Consider the following 20,123-nt stretch of genomic DNA (forward strand, 5'->3'; position numbering starts at 1 on the left):
GGATTTACCTTTTTATATAGGAGAATCTCTATTTTATTTTAAAACAGTATATTTTTTGTTATACAAAAAAAACAGTTGACTTTTTATATATACCACTTCTATAATGTTATTGAAATTAAGTAAAATCATTGAACAAATGTAAAAATAATTAAAAAATCTTGATTTTGGAGGAAGGGAAATGAAAAAAATTGGAGATTTAAGATTAATGATGAAATGTTGTTCACTTTATTATGAAGATAATTTGAATCAACAAGAAATAGCAAATCAATTGGGAATATCAAGACCAACAATATCAAGAATACTAAAAGAAGCTTTTGAGCAAGGAATAGTAAAAATACAAATAGTTGATGTTTTAAAAAATGACTATCAAAAAATAGAGAGAAGTTTAGAAAGAAAATATAAATTGAAAGAAGTAATAGTAGTAGATGATAAACAAGATTCATTAACACAAAAACAAGAACTGGCAAGAGCTGTGTCTGAATATCTTACTAGAGTAGTAAAAGAAAATGATATAATTGGGGTTTCCATAGGAACAACTCTAAAAGAAATTCCTAGATATGTAGAAAAAAATAACTGCAAAAATGTTACATTTATACCTTTACTAGGTGGAATCGGAGATAATGAAATAGACATACATGCAAATCAAATAGCTGTAAGCTTAGCAAGAGCTTTTGGAGGAGATTTTAAGTTATTACATGCTCCTGCTGTGATGTCTGATTTATCTACAAAAGAAAAACTTTGTAAAGATGAAAAAATTAAAGAGGTACTAGATTTAATAGATAAAACAACTATTGCAATTGTAGGTATAGGAAACCCTATGAGTTTAAACTCAACGATAATGGCTTCAGGATACATGCATGAAGAAGATATAGACGATTTAAAAAAGTATAACTCAATAGGTGCAATTTGTTTGCAAGCTTTTGATAAGGAAGGAAAAACTTCAATACTTGAATTTAATCAAAGAGTATTAGGAGTAAAACTAAATGATTTGAAAAAGATAAAAAGAACAATAGGTGTTGCTTCAGGAGATGAAAAAATAGAAGCAATAAAAGCATCATTAAAAGCCAAATTTATAAATAGCTTAGCAATTAATCACAGTTTAGCACTTGAATTATTAGAAGATTGTGACTAATAAAAAGATAGATAAAAATTAATAGGAGGGAATTTATATGACAGTATCAAAAGAAACATTGCTTGAAATGTATAAGAGAATGAATCAAGCTAGAAAGTTTGAAGAGAAAGTTAGTTGGTTTTTTGCAAGAGGTATGGTACATGGAACAACTCATTTATCAGTAGGTCAAGAAGCTTCAAGTGTAGCCGCAGTAATGGCATTAGAAAAAGGAGATTTGGTTTCATTAACTCATAGAGGTCATAGCCAATTTATAGGAATGGGAATAGATTTAAATAAAATGATGGCTGAACTTATGGGGAAAGAGACTGGGTTTTGTAAAGGAAAAGGAGGCTCAATGCACATAGCAGATATTGAGTCAGGCAACTTAGGAGCAAATGGAGTCGTAGGTGGAGGTCTTACTATAGCTCCTGGAGCTGCACTTACACAACAATATAAAAAGACAGGAAAAATAGTTTTATGTAGTTTTGGTGATGGTGCATCAAATGAAGGTACATTTCATGAAGGAATAAACTTGTCATCAATATGGAAATTACCAATAATATTTTATTGTGAAAACAACCTATATGGTATGTCAACAAGTATAAAACGTCATATGAATATAGATAGTGTTGCTACAAGAGCAGCATCTTATGGTATAGAAGGTATATCTATAGATGGATATAATCCAATAGAAGTATATGAAACAGTACAAAAAGCTGCTGAAAAATGTAGAAGAGGAGAAGGGCCTGTACTAATTGAAAGTAGAACTTATAGATGGTTAGGTCATTCGAAATCAGATGCAAATGTATATAGAACAAAAGAAGAGATAGAATCATGGAAGTCAAAAGACCCTATAAAATTTTTAAGAAATTATCTTATAGAAAATAATATGGCAAATGAAAATGAATTAGATACAATTGAAGATTTTGCAAAACAATCAATAGAAGATGCAGTAGAATTTGCTCAAAATAGCCCAAATCCAAAAATAGAATCTTTATTAGAGGATGTATATGCAGACTAAAAATAGTAAAGGAGGAAAATAAAAATGAGTACAAGAGAATTAACATATGCACAAGCAATAAAAGAAGCAATGTCAGAAGAAATGAGAAGAGATGAAAATGTAGTATTTATGGGAGAAGATATAGGAATATACGGAGGAGCATTTGGCGTATCAGTGGGAATGATAGATGAATTTGGTCCAGAAAGAGTAAGAGATACACCTATATCAGAGGCAGCTATAGCAGGTGCAGCAGCAGGTGCAGCGGCAACTGGGTTAAGACCTATTATGGAAGTAATGTTTATGGATTTTGTTACAATATCTATGGATGCGATTGTAAATCAAGCAGCAAAAATGAGATATATGTTTGGTGGGAAAGCCCAAGTTCCAATGGTTGTTAGATGTCCTGGAGGTTCTGGAACTGGTTCAGCAGAACAACATTCACAAAGTTTGGAAGCATGGTTTTGTCATGTACCAGGAGTAAAAGTGGTTGCACCTTCAACACCAGCAGATGCTAAGGGATTATTAAAAGCAGCTATAAGAGACAATAATCCAGTAATATTTGTTGAAAACAAATTGTTATATAGAAAAAAAGGGATTGTCCCAGAGGGAGATTATGTAATTGATATTGGAAAGGCAGATGTTAAAAAAGAAGGTTCTGATGTTACAGTAATCACTTACGGAAGGATGTTGCAAAGTGTTGAAGAAGCTGCAGAAACTCTATCAAAAGAAAATATAGATGTAGAAATTATAGATTTAAGAACTTTATATCCACTAGATAAAGAGACAATCGTAAAAAGTGTATGCAAAACTGGTAGAGTTTTAATTTGTCATGAAGCAGCTAAGACTGGTGGTCTAGGTGGAGAAATATCAGCATTAATAACAGAAAGTGAATCATTTGATTATTTAGATGCACCAGTAAAAAGAATATGTGGAAAAGATGTGCCAATACCATATAATCCAGAACTAGAAAAAGCAGTAGTCCCAAGAATTGATGAAATAGAAGATGCAATAAGATCTTTAATTGTTAGATAAGGGGGGATAGAAATGGTGGCAAATAAAGTAAAAGCCACACCAGCAGCCAGAAATCAAGCAAGAAAAGACAACATAGAGTTAGATAGGCTGATTGGAAGTGGAGAAAATGGAAGAATACATCTAGTAGATGTGTTAAATTATATAGAAAATAATAAAGTAAAAGCAACTCCTTTAGCAAAAAGAATAGCGGAGGATTTAAATGTAGATTTAGAAAATGTTGTAGGTACTGGATACAATAGAAAAATAAAAAAGTCAGATATAGAAAAGATACATACAAAAGAGACTCTCGTATCAACTGATGTATCTAAATCTAATGATACAAAAAAAACAAAATCAAAGCATGAAAATTTAAGTACATTTAATACTGTAGAAGGAGAGTTTGAAAAGCCAAATCCAATGAGAGCAACTGTAGCAAAACGAATGTCAGAAAGCTACTTCAGTGCTCCTGTATTTACATTCAATATAGAGGTAGATGCTACAGAACTTAAAGCACTTAGAGCAAAATTAATAGATACAGTAAAAGAGTCTACTGGAGTAAAATTAACAATGACAGATTTAATAGTAATGGCTGTATCTAGAGTACTTCCAAAGCATCAAGCATTAAATTCAGCATGGACGGATAATGGAATATTTAGATATAAAGATATAAATATAGCTATTGCTGTTGGGCTGGATGAAGGTTTATATGTCCCAGTAGTAAAAAATGTAAATGAAAAATCGTTAAAAGAAATAGCCAAAGAAAGCAAAGAACTTGCTGAAAAAGTAAAAACAGGAAAGCTTTTACCAGCAGACCAAGAAGGTAACACATTTACTATAAGCAATGTTGGAATGTATGGCATAACGACATTTACCCCTATAATAAATATGCCTTCAAGTGCGATACTTGGTGTGGGAGCAACTCAAGATAAGTTTGTTCCAGTAAATGGGGAGGCTAAAATAAAACCTATAATGAATTTATCATTAACATCAGACCACAGAATAATAGATGGTACAGTAGCAGCTAAATTCTTAAAGGATTTAAAAGAATTATTAGAAAATCCATTATCAATGCTTGTATAGGTTTTGATATCTTACTCTTTATGTAAATAAATTGAATAAAATACATAAAAGGATGTGTGTAATTTTAATAGATTTAAAATTATTATGTGCAATATTATTTGTAAAAAATATCTGTATGAATATAAGAGGATTAACTAAAATATATAAAAAATAAATAGGAGGATAGCCTATGTCAGTAGAAGTCATAATGCCAAAAGCTGGAGTAGCTATGGAAGAAGGTACTATAGTATCTTGGCTAAAACAAGAAGGCGAAGAAGTAAAAATTGGAGAACCTATACTAGAGATAACAACAGATAAAGTCAACATGGAAATAGAATCAGAAGGAGAAGGTATACTTGCTACAATTATACACAAAGAAGAAGGAGAAGTATTACCAGTATTTACAGTAATAGGTGTAATAGCAGAAAAGGGAGAAAAGCAAGAAGAAATAAAGGCTAAATATTTATCTGGAAATATATCAAAAGAGGATTTAATTGTTGAAACAGAAAAAATAGAAATAGAAGAAGAAAAGACAATCAAAAAAGAGGGTAATCATGATTATGATGTGGTAGTAGTAGGTGGAGGTCCTGGAGGGTATTTATCAGCACTAAAAGCAGCTATATTAGGAGGAAAAGTTGCATTAGTAGAAGAGGACACATTAGGAGGAACTTGCCTAAATAGAGGTTGTATTCCTACAAAAACTTATGTAAAAACAGTAGAAATATTAGAAGAAATTGAACAATTATCAAAGAGAGGTGTGAAAGTATCTGTTGATAAGGAACAAGATATAAAAAAGGCTATAAAATATAAAAATAGAGTGGTTAAAAAGCTTACAGCTGGTGTTGGTGGATTGTTAAAAAGCAGAGGAGTAGATGTTTTTAATCTTAAAGCTACTGTCAAAGAAGCACATAAAGTAATATTATCAGATGGAAAAGTTTTAGATACAGAAAATACAATAATTGCCACTGGTTCTAAGGTGAGAATCTTACCAATAAAAGGGATAGAATCAAAATTAATAATAACTAGTACGGAAGCTTTAGATTTAGACATAGTACCAGAAGAGTTAGTAATAATTGGTGGTGGAGTAATAGGTTGTGAATTTGCAGAGATATTCAACTCAAGAGGCTCTAAAGTAACTATAATAGAAATGGAAGATAGAATAATTCCAAGAATGGACAAAGAATTGAGTCAGTCTTTAAGAGATTCACTTAAGAAAAAGGGAATAACTATATTAACTGAAAAGAAAGTTTCTGAATTTAAGGAAGAAGGAAATAAAATAGTAGTATGTATTGAAGGAGAAGAACCAATAAAGGCAGATTTAGGTCTATATGCTATAGGAAGACAAGCTAATCTATCTGGTATAGAAGACTTAGATGTTAAAATAGATAGAGGTTCAATAGCTGTAAATAGCAAAATGGAAACAAGTATACCAAGTATATATGCAGTAGGTGATGTTACTGGAGGTATAATGCTAGCTCATGCAGCTTTTAAAATGGGAGAGGTAGCAGCTTCAAATGCTTTAGGTATGGATGAAGAAGTAGATTTAAGTGCATTACCTAGTTGTGTTTATACAGTTCCAGAGGTTGCATCAGTTGGACTTACAGAAGAAGATGCTAAACAAAAATATAATATAAAAATCGGTAAATTTAACTTTGCTGGAAATGGAAGAGCTTTAGCTTCTGGGCAAGAGCAAGGATATGTAAAAGTAATATCAGATGCTAAATATGGAGAAATTTTAGGTGTGCATATGTTTGGATGTGGTGTAGCAGAACTTATAAATCATGCAGCATCATTTAAGGCATTAGAAATACCTGCCGATGAAGCTAGTGATTTGATTTTTGGTCATCCATGCACTTCAGAAGCTCTAATGGAAGCTTTAGCAGATGTAAATGGTGAGTGTTTACATTTACCAAAAAAATAAGCTATTAACCTAAGTTTATATAATATATAAAATCTTGAAACACTCAATTAGCCATACCCTTTTTGTATAAATGTATGTATTTATACAAAAAGGGGTATTTTTTTGGAAAAATATAACATAGAGTTATTTGTAGTTTTTGTTGTACAAAAAAGATAGTAATATAGAATAATAGTGTCATTTTATATTTATTACAGAAAGATTTAGGAGAAAAGACTTTTTTGTTTTTTAAGATAGTATTATTTGTAAAAAATAAAAAAAATTTTCTTAATATTTAAATAAAAGAATAGCTTGATTTAAACGTTATAAGTTTATGAAGTAAAAAATGGCACAAAAAAAACACTATGTGGCATGTAAGTTGCTTATATAAATAGTAAGGAGGGACAATTACAAATGAGGCAAAGAATAAAAAACTTAATTGAAAATGAAGATAAAAAAAATCCTTTAACAGATGAAGCAATTTCAAGTATGTTAAATATTCGAAGAGAAGATGTTACCTTTTTAAGAAATGAATTAAAAATAGAAGATTCTAGACAAAGAAGAAAAGTTGTTTTGATTAAAGCTATAAAAGATATTGTAAAAGAAGAAAAAAATATAAATAAAAATGATATAACAAGAAGATTAAATAGTATTGGATTTACTGTATCGAGATTTACAGTTATACAGTATTTAAAAGAAATCCAAGATTCTGGTGATTTAAAACATGATAAAGAGCATGATGATAAAAAAGAGGAACTAAATGATAAAGAAGAAAAAATAGATGTAGCCTTTGATAAATTAATAGGAAGTAGTGGAAGTTTAAGTACAATCATCAAATTAGCTAAGGCAGCTATACTTTATCCACCTCATGGATTGCATACTATTATTATGGGTCCAACTGGTGTTGGAAAAAGTGAGTTAGCAGAGTGCATGTATAACTTTGCAGTAGAATCATCTAGATTTCCTAAAAATGCACCATTTATAGTCTTTAATGCAGCTGACTACTCAGAAAATCCACAACTTTTGTTATCTCAATTATTTGGTCATGTTAAGGGTGCTTTTACAGGAGCTGATGAAACTAAAGAAGGTCTGGTAACAAAAGCAGATGGGGGAATCTTGTTTATAGATGAAATACATAGATTGCCCTATGAGGGTCAAGAAATACTCTTTCAATTGATTGATAAGGGAATGGTTAGAAAATTAGGAGAAACAAAGCTTACAAATAAAATAAATGTAATGATTATTTCTGCAACTTCTGAACCAATAGATTCTCATTTACTTAATACCTTTAAAAGACGTATACCTGTGACAATTGAAATACCAGAATTAGTTGCAAGACCATTAAACGAAAGATTTGACATTATAAACAATTTTTTCTTGATAGAAGCCCAAAGAATGGGAGCAAACATACACATAAAATCAGATGTCTTAAAAGCCCTTATGCTTTATGATTGTATAGGAAATGTAGGTCAGCTTAGAAGTGATATTCAAGTAGCTTGTGCTAGAGGACTATTAAATCAACTTACAAATAAACAAAAAGAAGTAAATATAAATATATCAGATGTACCTGGGTATGTGAAACAAGGTCTTATAAGGATAAGAAATTGTAGAGGAAAGATAGAAAATTATGTAGATGGAGATTTAATTATAGATTCAGACTTTCAAATTGAGATAGAAAAGAAAAATGAAGATATATATACTTTCCCAGATGAAATCTACAAACTTACTGAAAGAAGACACATTGATTTATTAGAACAAGGTTTAGATTTTGATGTTATCAATAGGATTGTCGGAGGAGAATTAGAAAGCTGTATTCAGAAGTACATAAAACAAGTTAAAAAAGTTTCTATCACTGAGAATTTACCTGATATAAGTCCAATTGTTGGAAAATACATTGTAGAGTTAACTTATGAAGTAATCAAAATAGCATCACAGTATCTTAATTCATTAGAACCAAATCTACATTTATGTTTAGCTGTTCATTTAAAAGCAGCTTTTGAAAGATTAAAAGAAGGAAAGGTAATATCAAATGCGCATTTGAAAGAGATAATAGGAAATTATCCATTAGAGTATTCTGTAGCAGAAAAGGTAGCACAACATTTAAAGGAAAGATACAATATAAATTTGCCAAAAGAAGAAATAGGTATAATAGCAATATATTTTAAAATGAGTAGTAGAGGAGAAATTTCTGAACAAAAAAAGATAGGTGTACTTCTCATGGCTCATGGAAGAGTTGCATCATCTGTGTGTGAGGTTACCAATAAGTTATTAGGTATTAATCACGCAAGGTATTTGGATATGCCATTTGAGAAAAAGCCGGAAGAAATGATTGAAGAAGCTACTACTGTAATAAAAGATATTGATGAAGGAAGAGGAGTAATTATATTAGTTGATATGGGTTCACTTTCATACTTTGGAGATATTATCTCTGGAAAAACAGGGATTGATATAAGAACAATATCTAGATTTGATACATTACTCTGTATAGAAGTCATACGAAGAGCAGTTCTACCAGATTTAACAATAGATGAGATAGTTGATGAAGTTAAAAATATAGAGCCATTAGTAAAAGATAAAGTTAGTAAAGAGAACAATTCAAAAGTAGACAATAGAAAGCCTATAATTGTAACATTATGTATTACTGGATTGGGAGGAGCTTGTAAGATAAAGCAAAGTTTAGAGGAAAGTATTAAAGGGATAAATGAAAAGGTTGATATAGAGACTATTGGTATGATTGAATATCCAAGTCTTGATTTAGAGATAAAACAAATAAGTAATGAGAAAAATGTAATCGCAATAGTTGGAACAATTGACCCTCAGATACCAAACATCCCATTTTTTAGCCTAGTAGACATTAATGATAAAACAAAATTAAATCAAATAAATAACTTAATTGATACAAATCAAATTGCCAAAATAAATAAAAAATATGAATTATCTGATTTAATTCAAGAAGAAGATATATTTGTAGATTTAGAAATAAAATCAAAAGAAGAAGTTCTCAAATATATGAGCAAAAAACTTAGAGAAAAAGGCTATGTAACAAAAAATTTCTATAAAAAAGTAGTGGAAAGAGATAACTTATTTCCAACTGAGTTGTCAGATGGAATAGCAATACCTCATACAGATGGAATTGATGTAATCAGACCAGCAATAAGCATAGCAATCTTAAAAAATCCTATTGTATGGAGTAAAAACAAAGTAAAAATAATACTTCTACTAGCTGTAGACCAGAAATGTTTTAATCCATTGAATACTCTACTTACATTTATAGAAACAGATGAATTTAAAAAAATAAAAAACATTAAAGATAGAGATTTTATTAGGGAGATGATATTAGATGGAGTCAATGCAAATAATTAGTAGCAATTTAATTTTTAAAGATATTGAAGTATCAAGTAATGAAGATGCTTTGAAGTTTTTGGGACAACGTTTATTTGAGGAACAATATGTAAAAAAAAGTTATATAGAAGCAGTCATAGCAAGAGAGAAAAAATATGCAACAGGACTGCCAACAGGAATTTATGGAGTAGCAATACCACATACAGATATAGTCCATGTAAATGAACCAGGGATAGCTATTGGTATATTAAATGAACCTGTAAAATTCATAATGATGGGTACAGATGATACTGAAATTGATGTAAAGGTTATATTTATGTTGGCAGTTAAAGAGCCACAAGAGCAATTACAACTATTAGAAAGACTTATGACAATATTTCAAGATGAAAATATTTTAAATAATATTATTGATTTAAGTGAAGAAAGTGTAAGTGATTTATTAAATTCTAAACTGAATAATTAAACATACACAAATAGTATTAAAAATATAAAAAGTTATCAAAGATTTCTAATTACAGATATCTTTAAAAATAAAATAATTTTAATGGGGGTGAATAATGTGGCTAAAAAAATATTAGTTGCATGTGGAACAGGAGTATGTACTTCAACAATTGCTATAAACAAATTAAAGAAGGCATTAGAAGAAGCTGGTAAATTAGATAGGGTTAGTATTACGCAATGTAAAGTAGTAGAAGTGGCTTCAAAAGCACCAGATTATAATTTAATAATCTGTACTACACAAATATCTAGTAGTATAAAAACACCTGTAATAAATGGGCTACCTTTTTTAACTGGAGTAGGAATGGATAAATTAATCAAAGAAGTGCTTGAAAAATTAGAGTTATAATTTGAACTTTTAAATGAAATAGTCTCTAAAATTTTTCGGTTTTAGAGACTGAAAATTAAATAGAGGAGGAAGTTTAGATGGCGATATTAAATTTCATTGTTGGTTTGGGTGCACAAGTAATGATGCCAATAATAATATGTATTTTTGGCTTGATATTAGGTACAAAGCTTGGGAAATCTTTAAGAGCTGGTTTAACAGTAGGGGTTGGATTTATAGGTCTTAATACTATTATAGCTTTGTTAACAGATAACTTAGGTCCAGCTACACAACAAATGGTCAAAAATTTAGGGCTAAGCTTATCAATAATAGATGTTGGATGGCCAGCAGCATCAGCTATAGCTTTTGCATCAACAGTGGGTGCTTTAATTATTCCAATAGGTCTTGTAGTAAATATAGTTATGTTAATTACTAATACAACTCAAACTGTTGATGTAGATATATGGGATTACTGGCATTTTGCATTTACAGGAGCTTTGGTGGCAGGGGCTACACAAAGTGTTATGTGGGGTGTATTTGCAGCAGTAGCCAATATGGTAATTGTTTTAGTAATGGCAGATTTAACAGCTCCAGGTATAGAAGAATACTTAGGAATGCCAGGTATATCTCTTCCTCATGGATTTACACAAGCATTTGTTCCAATTGCTATAGTTGTAAATAAAGTACTAGATTTGATTCCAGGGATAAATAAAATTGAAATAAATGCTGACACATTACAGAAAAAATTTGGTCTATTTGGAGAACCTTTAATAATGGGGTCTTTAATAGGGATAATAATTGGTATTGCAGCGAAGTATGACATAAAAGGTATATTGCAGTTAGGAATAACTATGGGAGCTGTTTTAATACTAATTCCAAAGATGGCAGCTTTGTTAATGGAAGGTTTGTTGCCAGTTTCAGAGGCAGCACAAGAATTTATTGAAAAGAGATTTAAAAATAGAGGTAAAATATACATCGGTTTAGATTCAGCAGTAGGAATAGGACATCCTGTTACATTATCAGTTGCATTAGTACTAGTACCTCTAACTATAGTTATAGCAGCTATCTTACCAGGTAATAAAGTTTTACCTTTTGCAGATTTAGCTGTAATACCATTTGCACTTGTTTTAATCGTCCCAATTACAAAAGGGAATGTATTTAGAACTCTAATAATAGGAATAGTTATTATTACTTCTGGACTACTAATTGCAACTAATTTAGCACCTCTATTTACCCAAATGGCTTTAAATGCAAGCTTTAAAATGCCTGAAGGAGCAACTATGATTTCAAGTATTTGTGATGGTGCAAATCCATTAAGCTGGGTATTTGTAAAAATTATGAATTACAAAGTAATTGGAGGAATAATTTTGGCAGTTATAGCTTTAGGGATGGCTATCTATAATAGAAGTAGAATAATAAAGGAAAATAAAGCATTGTCTACACAAGATGAAGCTTAAATGCAATTTTATTAAGGAGTGTGTAAATTATGAAAAAATATATATATGATTCTAAAAGATATATAGTTAGTGTAACAATACCAGGAATTTTTATGATTTTAATATTGATTTATGCACTATTTAATAATTATATAAATCCTAGTATTAATATATATAGCCTGATGATAGTTATTTGTACTTATGGAGTATTTAATACGTTTGTATCTTCAAGTAATCCTAAAATGATTACTATGGACAATAAATACATATGTTTTAGTTCATTTAATATTACACATAAGTATGAAATTAAAGATATAAAAAAAATAAGAATAAGAGAATTTCATGACAAAAAAATGTATCTAAAAATTAATGATGGTAGTTTTCTTAAGGGGAGATATTGGATAAAAACAAACATGTTTAATGGCAATATAGAATTATATAATTATTTTATTGAATTAGAAGAATGTTTGCACCCAGAATCATTAAAATTTAGAAATAAAAGCTTAAAGAGTAATGAACTATAAAAAATGAAAATTTCAAATTAAAATCGACTTGTGTTTAGTATAAGTATATAAGTTTAAATTTTATAAAGAGTTTTTAGAATTTTCAATTAAAATATCAAGAGTAATATCTTATTGTGTAAGATATATAACAGGAACATATAAAACTATGTTTCTAATAAATGGGAGGATTTAGCTAATGTTATTAGAAAATTTGAGAAAAGAGGTATTACAAGCGTCTTTAGACCTTCTAAACTATAATTTAGTTACATTGACAGGAGGAAATGTCAGTGGAAGAGATGAAGAAACTGGATATATAGCAATCACACCAAGTGGAATGGATTATAGAAATCTTACACCAAGTGATATTGTTGTAATAGATATAGATGGAAATACTGTAGATGGTAAATGGAAAGCATCAGTGGATTCACCAGACCACTTATATATATATAAACATAGAAATGATATAAATAGTATAATACATACACACTCTACATATTCAAGTTGCTTTGCAATTTTAAATGAGTCTATAGAGTGTGCAAGTACAACTCTTGCAAATGAAGTAGGAGGTTCAGTTCCAGTTGCAAAATTTTCACCACCAACATCTAATCAGATGGGAAAATGTGTTATTGATGCAATAGGTGATAAGAGAGCTTGTCTTTTAGCAAATCATGGAGTAATTGCAGTTGGACCATCTGTAAACCATGCATTTACAGCAGCAGTAATGTTAGAAGACGCAGCAAAAGTATATTATTTGGCAAAGTCAATTGGTACACCAGTATTATTGCCAGATGAAGAAATTCAAAGAGCTAGAAATGTATTTCTTAATGTGTATGGTCAAGACAAGTAAACCTAATAAAACTCTCATAGTAATATAAAAACACAGATGTTCAGTAATAGTAAGGTGTTGTATTATGTTATAATAAGTTTAATGATTTAGAAAGAATAATTTAAAGTTAAATACTATGTAAACTTATTTAAATTTAAAATAAATAGGAAGATAAAATATAAAAGGAGTCTATATTTTTATGTATTACTTATTAAACAAAAACACCAATCCTTACTTTAATTTAGCTCTAGAAGAGTATCTATTTTTAAATGAGAAATATAATGATGATATCATAATCATATGGAGAAATGAAGAATCTATTTTTATAGGAAAAAATCAAAATCCATATCAGGAGATACATCATGATGTTATTGAAAATGGCGAAATTCCCATTTTAAGAAGAATATCTGGTGGAGGTACTGTGTATCATGACTTAGGAAACATCAATATGTCATTTATACAAAAAAATAGAAATCTTCATGAAATAGATTTTTTAGAACATACTAAATTTATGCAAAGTATGCTTTTATCATTTGGATTAGATGTATCCATAACAGAAAGAAAAGATTTATTCTTGAATGGCAAAAAAATTTCTGGTTCTGCACAATCTATAAAAAGGCAAAATTCTCTTTATCATGGAACTCTTCTTTATGATTCAGATTTAAATAAATTAACTAAGTATTTAAATTCAGATAAATCAACAGAATCAAAGGCAACTAAGTCTGTTTCAAGCAAAGTTACAAATATTAATTTTCTACTTAAAAAAGATATATATTATTTTTTAGATTATTGTGTTAATTATATAAAAAATAATATAAAAAATATAAAAGAAATTGAATTAGACGATGATGATATCAAAAGTGTATACAATCTGGTAGAAGATAAATATAAAAAAACAGAATGGATATATAATAAAACGCCTAAGTTTCAAATAGTTTTACCAATTGATAATAAAAGGAAAATCAATGTACATGTTAATAAATGGAAAATATCAAAATGTTTTATTTCTTGTGAAGATGGTATAGTCAATATGGATAAATTGATAGAAGTAGATTTTAACAAACAAGAAATAAAAAACAAAATTTTAGAAAATTATCCAGATTACATGGATTTAATTGATTTAATATTTTAATACAAAACCTCTAGATTGATAAACTTGTTTTATATCAATCTAGAGGTTTAAATATTTTTTATAGATATACAAACTGTTACAAAGTTGTAAAATAAAAAGATGAAGCTATTGAAAAATCAATATAATTTGCAACAAACACACATATTTTAGGCTAGAAAATGGATATTACCTATTTATACAACTGAAAATTTAATATATAATTAATCAGATGGTTAAAATATAAAAACATTAAAAGTTTTAATAAATGATAGGTAAAAATAAAATACGAGGTGATACCATGTATAGTGTTATAATTGTTGCGGCAGGAAGCGGAAGGAGAATGAACTTAGACGTAAATAAGCAGTTCATAAAATTAAGAGAAAAAGAAATCATAGCGCATACAATTCAAGTTTTTTACGAAAATATAAATATAGATGAAATTGTGGTATGTATAAAAAAAGAAGAGGAAGATTTTTTTAAGGAAAATATAATAAATAAATATAACTTTAAAAATATAAAAATAGCATATGGTGGAAAAGAAAGACAAGACTCAATATATAATGGATTAAAAAAATTAGATAAAAATTGTGATATAGTACTTATTCATGATGGAGCGAGACCTTTTGTAGACCATAGAATAATAAATGAATCTATAAAAATGGCTAAAGAAAAAAAGGCCGTAGTTGTAGGTGTACCAGTAAGTGATACTATAAAAATAGTATCTGATGGTACAGTACAAGAAACTCCAGAAAGAAGTCTATTGTGGGCAGCACAAACCCCTCAAACTTTTGAATATAATCTTATAATAAATGCTTATGAACAAGCGTATAAAACTAACTATTATGGAACAGATGACTCAATGCTAGTAGAAAATATAGGGCAAAGTGTTACGATGGTAATGGGTTCTTATGAAAATATAAAAATAACTAGTCCAGAAGATTTAAATATAGCAGAACAAATATTAAATATGGAAAAAAGAGATGAAGTGAATAGTAGAAGGAGAATTATATGAGAATAGGATTGGGATATGATGTACACAAATTGACAGAAGAAAGAAAACTTATAATTGGTGGAGTAGAGATACCACATGATAAAGGTTTACTAGGTCATTCTGATGCTGATGTATTGATACATGCAATAATGGATTCTATTTTAGGGGCATTAGCTTTAGGCGATATAGGTAAGCATTTCCCAGATACAGATGAAAAATATAAGGGAATAGATAGTATGAAATTATTAGAACATGTATATAATCTAATAACAAGTAAAGGATATAAAATTGGTAATATAGATAGTACTATAATTGCTCAAAGTCCTAAGATGGCTCCTCACATTGAGCGTATGAGAAAAAACATAGCAAAAGTTTTAAATACAGATATTGAAAACATAAATATAAAAGCAACTACAGAAGAAGGTCTTGGTTTTACAGGAGCAAAACAAGGAATAGCTTCACAAAGTATTTGTTTATTATTATTGACAAGTCAGAATAATTAATATATTATTAGTAATAAGTTTAATGGATATCAAATAATAGGCCTATATAGAATATCTATAATATGTGAATTTAAGTAAAATTAATATAAATATAAAATTAGCTATGATAAAGAAATAGTAAAATGACGAAATCTTCACAGAGAGAAAACAGAGGTGAGAGTTTTCAAGAGGAAGTCTTTGAACCTGTCTTTTAGCTTAAAGGTATAAAAATCTTTACGGTAGGAACCGTTACATTCCCTAAAGAGAGCTATTTATATAGCTAACTAGAGTGGTACCGCGGAAATCAAACCTTTCGTCTCTATACTTGTATAGAGATGAGGGTTTTTTTATATTTTCAGGAAAACAATATTCAGGAGGAATTTATTAATGAAAATGTCTAAAATGTTTATGCCAACATTGAAGGAGATTCCAGCAGATGCTGAAATCACAAGCCATCAATTAATGGTGAGGTCAGGAATGATAAAAAAAATGACTTCAGGAGTTTATAATCAATTGCCAATGGGGTTAAGGGTATTCAAAAAAATTGAGCAAATAATTAGAGAAGAATTAAATAAAAAAGATTGTCAAGAAATATTATGTGCGGCTTTACTTCCATCAGAATTGTGGAAAGAATCTGGAAGATGGACTGCTATGGGTGCAGAAATGTTTAGGTTAAAAGATAGAACAGAAAGAGAGTACTGCCTTGGGCCAACGCATGAAGAAGCTTTTACTGACATAATAAGACAAGAGATTACTTCATATAAACAATTACCACTGAACTTGTATCAAATACAAGTAAAGTATAGAGATGAGAGAAGACCAAGATTTGGTGTTATGAGAACTAAGACTTTTACAATGAAGGATGCATACAGCTTTGATGTAGATGAAGCAGGGTTAGATAAATCATATCAAGATATGTTTGATGCATATGTAAGTATATTTGATAGATGTGGATTAGACAATAGCCCAGTACAGGCAGACTCAGGAGCTATAGGAGGTTCTACATCAGCTGAGTTTATGGTTAAATCAGAAGTTGGAGAAGATGAAGTTGTATTCTGTAGTGGATGTGACTATGCAGCCAATGTAGAAAGAGCAGAGTCTTGTAATGCAGTATCAGAAAAAGAAGAAATGAAGGAATTAGAAGAAGTTCATACACCAGGAGCATCTACAATAAAAGAATTAGAAGAGTTTTTAAATGCTTCTCCAGATAAATTTGCTAAGACTTTAGTATATGAAGCAGATGGGAAAACAGTTGTAGTTGTTGTAAGAGGAGATAGAGAAGTTAATGAAGTTAAGGTATCTAATGCAATAGGTTCTGTTATAGAATTTGCACTTGCTACAGACGATGTTGTAAGAGAAGTAACTAATGCAGAGGTTGGGTTTGCTGGGCCAATAGGAGTAAATGCTGATTATGTCTTTATAGATAAAGAAATTGTTGAGCAAAGAAATATAGTTGTTGGAGCTAATAAAACTGAGTATCACATAAGAAATGCTAACTATGGAAGAGATTTTGAAGGTATAGTTGGAGACTTTAGAAATGTTCAAGAAGGTGACAAATGTATAGTGTGTGGTAAACCTCTTGAAATAGCTAGAGGTGTTGAAGTAGGACACATATTTAAGTTAGGAACTAAATACTCAGAATCTATGAATGCAAACTTTATTGATAGAGATGGTAAATCAAAACCTATAATAATGGGATGCTATGGTATAGGTGTAGAAAGAACAGCAGCAGCTATAATTGAGCAACATAATGATGAAAAAGGTATAATTTGGCCTTTATCAGTAGCTCCATATCATGTTGTGATAGTTCCAGCAAATATGAAAAATGAGGAACAAATGTCATTAGCTGAAAAGATATATAATGATTTACAAGATATGGGTGTTGAAGTCTTATTAGACGATAGAGATGAAAGAATTGGTGTTAAATTCAACGATTCAGAATTAATAGGAATACCTATGAGAATTACAGTAGGTAAAAATATTGATGAAGGTAAAGTAGAATTTAAACTTAGATACGAAGAAGATAAAGAGTTAATTAAAATAGAAGAAATAAGTGAAAAAGTAAAAGCAGAATTTATCAAAAACAATGTTAAGTTAGGATAATAATTTAAAGAAAGCTACTGTATAGATAATCAGAGTTGTACTTTATAAATGCCCTTTTATCTATATAAAAAAGATAAAAGGGTGTTTTTGTATAAAAACATAATAAATGAGGAGGTAATTAAGATGGCAAAAAATGAAAAACAATTTGTTGAAGAAATAACAAAGATGGAAGATGATTTTCCACAATGGTATACGGATGTTATAACTAAGACTGATTTAGTTGATTATGCACCAGTAAAAGGATTTATGGTCGTAAAACCATATGGATATGCTTTATGGGAAAAAATGCAAGAATTTATGGATAAAAAATTCAAAGAAACTGGACACAAAAACTGTTATTTTCCATTATTGATACCAGAAAGTTTATTAAACAAAGAAGCAGAGCATGTTGAGGGGTTTGCTCCAGAAGTTGCATGGGTAACACATGGAGGAAATAAAAAACTAGAAGAAAGATTATGTGTAAGACCTACTTCAGAAACTATAATATGTACAATGTATGCTAAATGGCTAAAATCATATAGAGAGTTACCATATCTTTATAATCAATGGTGTTCAGTTGTTAGATGGGAAAAATCAACTAGACCTTTCTTAAGAACATCTGAATTCTTATGGCAAGAAGGTCATACATTACATGAAACAGCAGAAGAAGCACAACAAGAAACAATACAACAACTAGAAATATATAAAGCTTTATGTGAAGAATTGCTTGCAATGCCAGTTGTATCTGGTCAAAAAAGTGAAAGTGAAAAATTTGCAGGTGGTGAAAGAACATATACTATAGAAGCTATGATGCATGATGGGAAAGCATTACAATCAGGTACAAGTCACTTCTTAGGACAACACTTTACAAAAGCGTTTGATATTACTTTTGCAGATAGAGAAGGTAACTTAGCTAATCCATATCATACATCTTGGGGAGCATCTACAAGACTTATAGGTGGGCTTATAATGACTCATAGTGATAATAGAGGTTTAGTATTACCACCAAGAGTAGCCCCAATACAAGTTGTTATAGTTCCTATAGCTGCTAAAAAAGGCAATGTAATGGAAACTGTTGATAAAATATATGCAGATTTAAAAGCTAAAGGAGTAACTGTAGAAGTTGATGATAGAGATAACTATACAACTGGATGGAAATTTAATGAGTGGGAAATGAAAGGTGTACCAGTAAGAATTGAAATTGGACCAAAAGATATAGAAAATAATCAAGCTATGATATTTAGAAGAGATACTCTAGAAAAGAGTTCTATGCCTCTAGAAGGATTAGCTGATGCTGTATATGATTTATTTGATGTTATACACAATGATATGTTTGAAAAAGCAAGAAAACATAGAGAAGATAATACATCTGTAGTTGAAAATATGGATGAATTTAGAAAGGCCTTGGAAGAAAAACCAGGATTCATAAAAACTATGTGGTGTGGAGATGCTGAATGTGAGGCTAAGATTAAGGAAGAGACAGGGGCGACTATAAGATGTCTACCTTTTGAACAAGAAAACTTAGGTCACAAGTGTATATATTGTGGAAAAGAAGCAGACCATATGGTAGTAATGGCAAAAGCTTACTAGAATCAAATATTTAAATGTAAAAATAATTTAGCTGGGATGTAAAGTATTAAATACTTTATCCCAGTTTTTTATTGTTTAATATTCTACTAAGATTAATAATACTTTCAATGGGTGATAATAATATAACTGAGTAGATTAAAGATTTGAAAAAGTAAAATTTTAAATTTAAATAATGTTAAAGAAGATTCTAATAGCAAGGAACATGTAGAAGAAGGATTTAGAAATTACAATAAAATTGCCGAAAAGCCCCCTTCTTTAGATGTGGGGATGAAAGGCAAGGTCTTAATATAAATAAAAGTCAGAATAATACTTGCAACCTAACACTACGAATGATAGATTATGTGTAGGAGGTGTTAGTTTTTATGTATAAATCTAACGGAAATATAACATATGATTGTAAATATCATATAATATTTTGTCCTAAGTATCGTAAACCTGTTTTAGTTGGCGAAGTAGAAAAGATGTTAAAGGAGATAATACCATATAAAGCAGATGAACTTGGAGCAGAAATAATAGAAATGGAAATAAACAAAGACCATGTGCATTTATTAATATCATGTGACCCACAATTTGGAATCCATAAAGTAGTAAAAGGTTTTAGTTCAAGAGTATTAAGAGAAAATTTCCAACATTTAAAGTCTAGTATGCCTAGTATGTGGACTAATAGTTATTTCGTAGGAACTGTTGGCTCTGTAAGTTTAGAAGTAGTTAAACAATACGTAGAGAATCAACAAGTTAGGAGTAAGAAAAAATGATAAAAACTCATAGAGTAAAATTAAACCTAACTAGAACACAATTTGAATTAGTAAGGGAAAAACAAATAGAGAGTGCTAATTGTTGAAATCATATAGTTAGCTTA

Annotated in this window: 17 protein-coding genes and 1 other annotated feature; all 17 genes read left to right on the forward strand. The window is 29.6% G+C overall.

Annotated elements, in window-relative coordinates:
- Positions 1–178: 178 nt before the first annotated feature.
- The 17 genes from KGF52_RS08770 to tnpA all read left to right on the forward strand — a co-directional run bounded on the left by KGF52_RS08770 (position 179) and on the right by tnpA (position 20,019).
- Positions 179–1,132 (forward strand): sugar-binding transcriptional regulator, encoded by a 954-nt coding sequence (locus tag KGF52_RS08770; RefSeq protein ID WP_227830185.1) that lies wholly within the window; start codon positions 179–181, stop codon positions 1,130–1,132.
- 37 nt (positions 1,133–1,169) lie between these two features.
- On the forward strand, positions 1,170–2,132 hold the full coding sequence (locus KGF52_RS08775; RefSeq protein WP_227830184.1) for a thiamine pyrophosphate-dependent dehydrogenase E1 component subunit alpha: 963 nt from the start codon (positions 1,170–1,172) through the stop codon (positions 2,130–2,132).
- Between the two features lie 24 nt (positions 2,133–2,156).
- Entirely contained in the window at positions 2,157–3,143 is a 987-nt protein-coding gene (locus tag KGF52_RS08780; protein WP_227830183.1) for an alpha-ketoacid dehydrogenase subunit beta, read from the forward strand.
- A gap of 12 nt (positions 3,144–3,155) precedes the next feature.
- Complete coding sequence (locus KGF52_RS08785; RefSeq protein WP_227839841.1) at positions 3,156–4,202, forward strand: 2-oxo acid dehydrogenase subunit E2; 1,047 nt, start codon at positions 3,156–3,158, stop codon at positions 4,200–4,202.
- Positions 4,203–4,371: 169 nt separating this feature from the next.
- Entirely contained in the window at positions 4,372–6,102 is a 1,731-nt protein-coding gene (gene lpdA / locus KGF52_RS08790) for a dihydrolipoyl dehydrogenase (protein ID WP_227839842.1), read from the forward strand.
- A 390-nt stretch (positions 6,103–6,492) separates the two neighbouring features.
- Entirely contained in the window at positions 6,493–9,441 is a 2,949-nt protein-coding gene (locus tag KGF52_RS08795) for a sigma 54-interacting transcriptional regulator (RefSeq protein WP_227839843.1), read from the forward strand.
- Positions 9,419–9,883, forward strand: a complete 465-nt coding sequence (locus KGF52_RS08800) for a PTS sugar transporter subunit IIA (protein WP_227830179.1) — start codon at positions 9,419–9,421, stop codon at positions 9,881–9,883. Before KGF52_RS08795 ends, KGF52_RS08800 begins: the two co-directional genes overlap by 23 nt.
- 81 nt (positions 9,884–9,964) lie before the next feature.
- Positions 9,965–10,267 carry a PTS sugar transporter subunit IIB gene (locus KGF52_RS08805; protein ID WP_255646305.1) on the forward strand — a complete coding sequence of 101 codons (303 nt, stop codon included), beginning with the start codon at positions 9,965–9,967 and terminating at the stop codon, positions 10,265–10,267.
- Positions 10,268–10,344: 77 nt separating this feature from the next.
- The gene (locus KGF52_RS08810) at positions 10,345–11,700 is read left to right on the forward strand and encodes a PTS galactitol transporter subunit IIC (RefSeq protein ID WP_227839845.1); all 1,356 of its coding nucleotides are present in this window, start codon (positions 10,345–10,347) and stop codon (positions 11,698–11,700) included.
- Between the two features lie 29 nt (positions 11,701–11,729).
- Positions 11,730–12,203 (forward strand): hypothetical protein, encoded by a 474-nt coding sequence (locus tag KGF52_RS08815; protein ID WP_227839846.1) that lies wholly within the window; start codon positions 11,730–11,732, stop codon positions 12,201–12,203.
- 175 nt (positions 12,204–12,378) lie between these two features.
- Entirely contained in the window at positions 12,379–13,029 is a 651-nt protein-coding gene (locus KGF52_RS08820; RefSeq protein ID WP_227830176.1) for a class II aldolase/adducin family protein, read from the forward strand.
- 178 nt (positions 13,030–13,207) lie between these two features.
- Entirely contained in the window at positions 13,208–14,140 is a 933-nt protein-coding gene (locus tag KGF52_RS08825) for a lipoate--protein ligase family protein (protein ID WP_227839847.1), read from the forward strand.
- Positions 14,141–14,417: 277 nt separating this feature from the next.
- A complete protein-coding gene (gene ispD / locus KGF52_RS08830) occupies positions 14,418–15,131 on the forward strand; it encodes a 2-C-methyl-D-erythritol 4-phosphate cytidylyltransferase (protein WP_227839848.1) in 714 nt (237 codons plus the stop codon).
- Positions 15,128–15,613, forward strand: a complete 486-nt coding sequence (gene ispF / locus KGF52_RS08835; protein ID WP_227839849.1) for a 2-C-methyl-D-erythritol 2,4-cyclodiphosphate synthase — start codon at positions 15,128–15,130, stop codon at positions 15,611–15,613. Before ispD ends, ispF begins: the two co-directional genes overlap by 4 nt.
- A 94-nt stretch (positions 15,614–15,707) precedes the next feature.
- Positions 15,708–15,916, forward strand: a binding site (T-box leader).
- Between the two features lie 63 nt (positions 15,917–15,979).
- Positions 15,980–17,695 carry a proline--tRNA ligase gene (locus KGF52_RS08840; protein ID WP_227839850.1) on the forward strand — a complete coding sequence of 572 codons (1,716 nt, stop codon included), beginning with the start codon at positions 15,980–15,982 and terminating at the stop codon, positions 17,693–17,695.
- A gap of 123 nt (positions 17,696–17,818) precedes the next feature.
- Positions 17,819–19,264 carry a proline--tRNA ligase gene (gene proS, locus KGF52_RS08845; protein WP_227839851.1) on the forward strand — a complete coding sequence of 482 codons (1,446 nt, stop codon included), beginning with the start codon at positions 17,819–17,821 and terminating at the stop codon, positions 19,262–19,264.
- Positions 19,265–19,626: 362 nt separating this feature from the next.
- On the forward strand, positions 19,627–20,019 hold the full coding sequence (gene tnpA, locus KGF52_RS08850) for an IS200/IS605 family transposase (RefSeq protein ID WP_227839853.1): 393 nt from the start codon (positions 19,627–19,629) through the stop codon (positions 20,017–20,019).
- Positions 20,020–20,123: the final 104 nt, after the last annotated feature.

The organism is Clostridioides sp. ZZV15-6597 (assembly GCF_020657815.1).
In the GTDB taxonomy this organism is placed as follows: Bacteria; Bacillota; Clostridia; order Peptostreptococcales; family Peptostreptococcaceae; genus Clostridioides.

Excerpts from the sequence above, each read along its gene's own strand:
- KGF52_RS08770 (WP_227830185.1), top strand. The coding sequence starts at position 179 with ATGAAAAAAATTGGAGATTTAAGATTAATGATGAAATGTTGTTCACTT.
- KGF52_RS08775 (WP_227830184.1), top strand. The coding sequence starts at position 1,170 with ATGACAGTATCAAAAGAAACATTGCTTGAAATGTATAAGAGAATGAAT.
- KGF52_RS08780 (WP_227830183.1), top strand. The coding sequence starts at position 2,157 with ATGAGTACAAGAGAATTAACATATGCACAAGCAATAAAAGAAGCAATG.
- KGF52_RS08785 (WP_227839841.1), top strand. The coding sequence starts at position 3,156 with ATGGTGGCAAATAAAGTAAAAGCCACACCAGCAGCCAGAAATCAAGCA.
- lpdA (WP_227839842.1), top strand. The coding sequence starts at position 4,372 with ATGTCAGTAGAAGTCATAATGCCAAAAGCTGGAGTAGCTATGGAAGAA.
- KGF52_RS08795 (WP_227839843.1), top strand. The coding sequence starts at position 6,493 with ATGAGGCAAAGAATAAAAAACTTAATTGAAAATGAAGATAAAAAAAAT.
- KGF52_RS08800 (WP_227830179.1), top strand. The coding sequence starts at position 9,419 with ATGGAGTCAATGCAAATAATTAGTAGCAATTTAATTTTTAAAGATATT.
- KGF52_RS08805 (WP_255646305.1), top strand. The coding sequence starts at position 9,965 with ATGGGGGTGAATAATGTGGCTAAAAAAATATTAGTTGCATGTGGAACA.
- KGF52_RS08810 (WP_227839845.1), top strand. The coding sequence starts at position 10,345 with ATGGCGATATTAAATTTCATTGTTGGTTTGGGTGCACAAGTAATGATG.
- KGF52_RS08815 (WP_227839846.1), top strand. The coding sequence starts at position 11,730 with ATGAAAAAATATATATATGATTCTAAAAGATATATAGTTAGTGTAACA.
- KGF52_RS08820 (WP_227830176.1), top strand. The coding sequence starts at position 12,379 with ATGTTATTAGAAAATTTGAGAAAAGAGGTATTACAAGCGTCTTTAGAC.
- KGF52_RS08825 (WP_227839847.1), top strand. The coding sequence starts at position 13,208 with ATGTATTACTTATTAAACAAAAACACCAATCCTTACTTTAATTTAGCT.
- ispD (WP_227839848.1), top strand. The coding sequence starts at position 14,418 with ATGTATAGTGTTATAATTGTTGCGGCAGGAAGCGGAAGGAGAATGAAC.
- ispF (WP_227839849.1), top strand. The coding sequence starts at position 15,128 with ATGAGAATAGGATTGGGATATGATGTACACAAATTGACAGAAGAAAGA.
- KGF52_RS08840 (WP_227839850.1), top strand. The coding sequence starts at position 15,980 with ATGAAAATGTCTAAAATGTTTATGCCAACATTGAAGGAGATTCCAGCA.
- proS (WP_227839851.1), top strand. The coding sequence starts at position 17,819 with ATGGCAAAAAATGAAAAACAATTTGTTGAAGAAATAACAAAGATGGAA.
- tnpA (WP_227839853.1), top strand. The coding sequence starts at position 19,627 with ATGTATAAATCTAACGGAAATATAACATATGATTGTAAATATCATATA.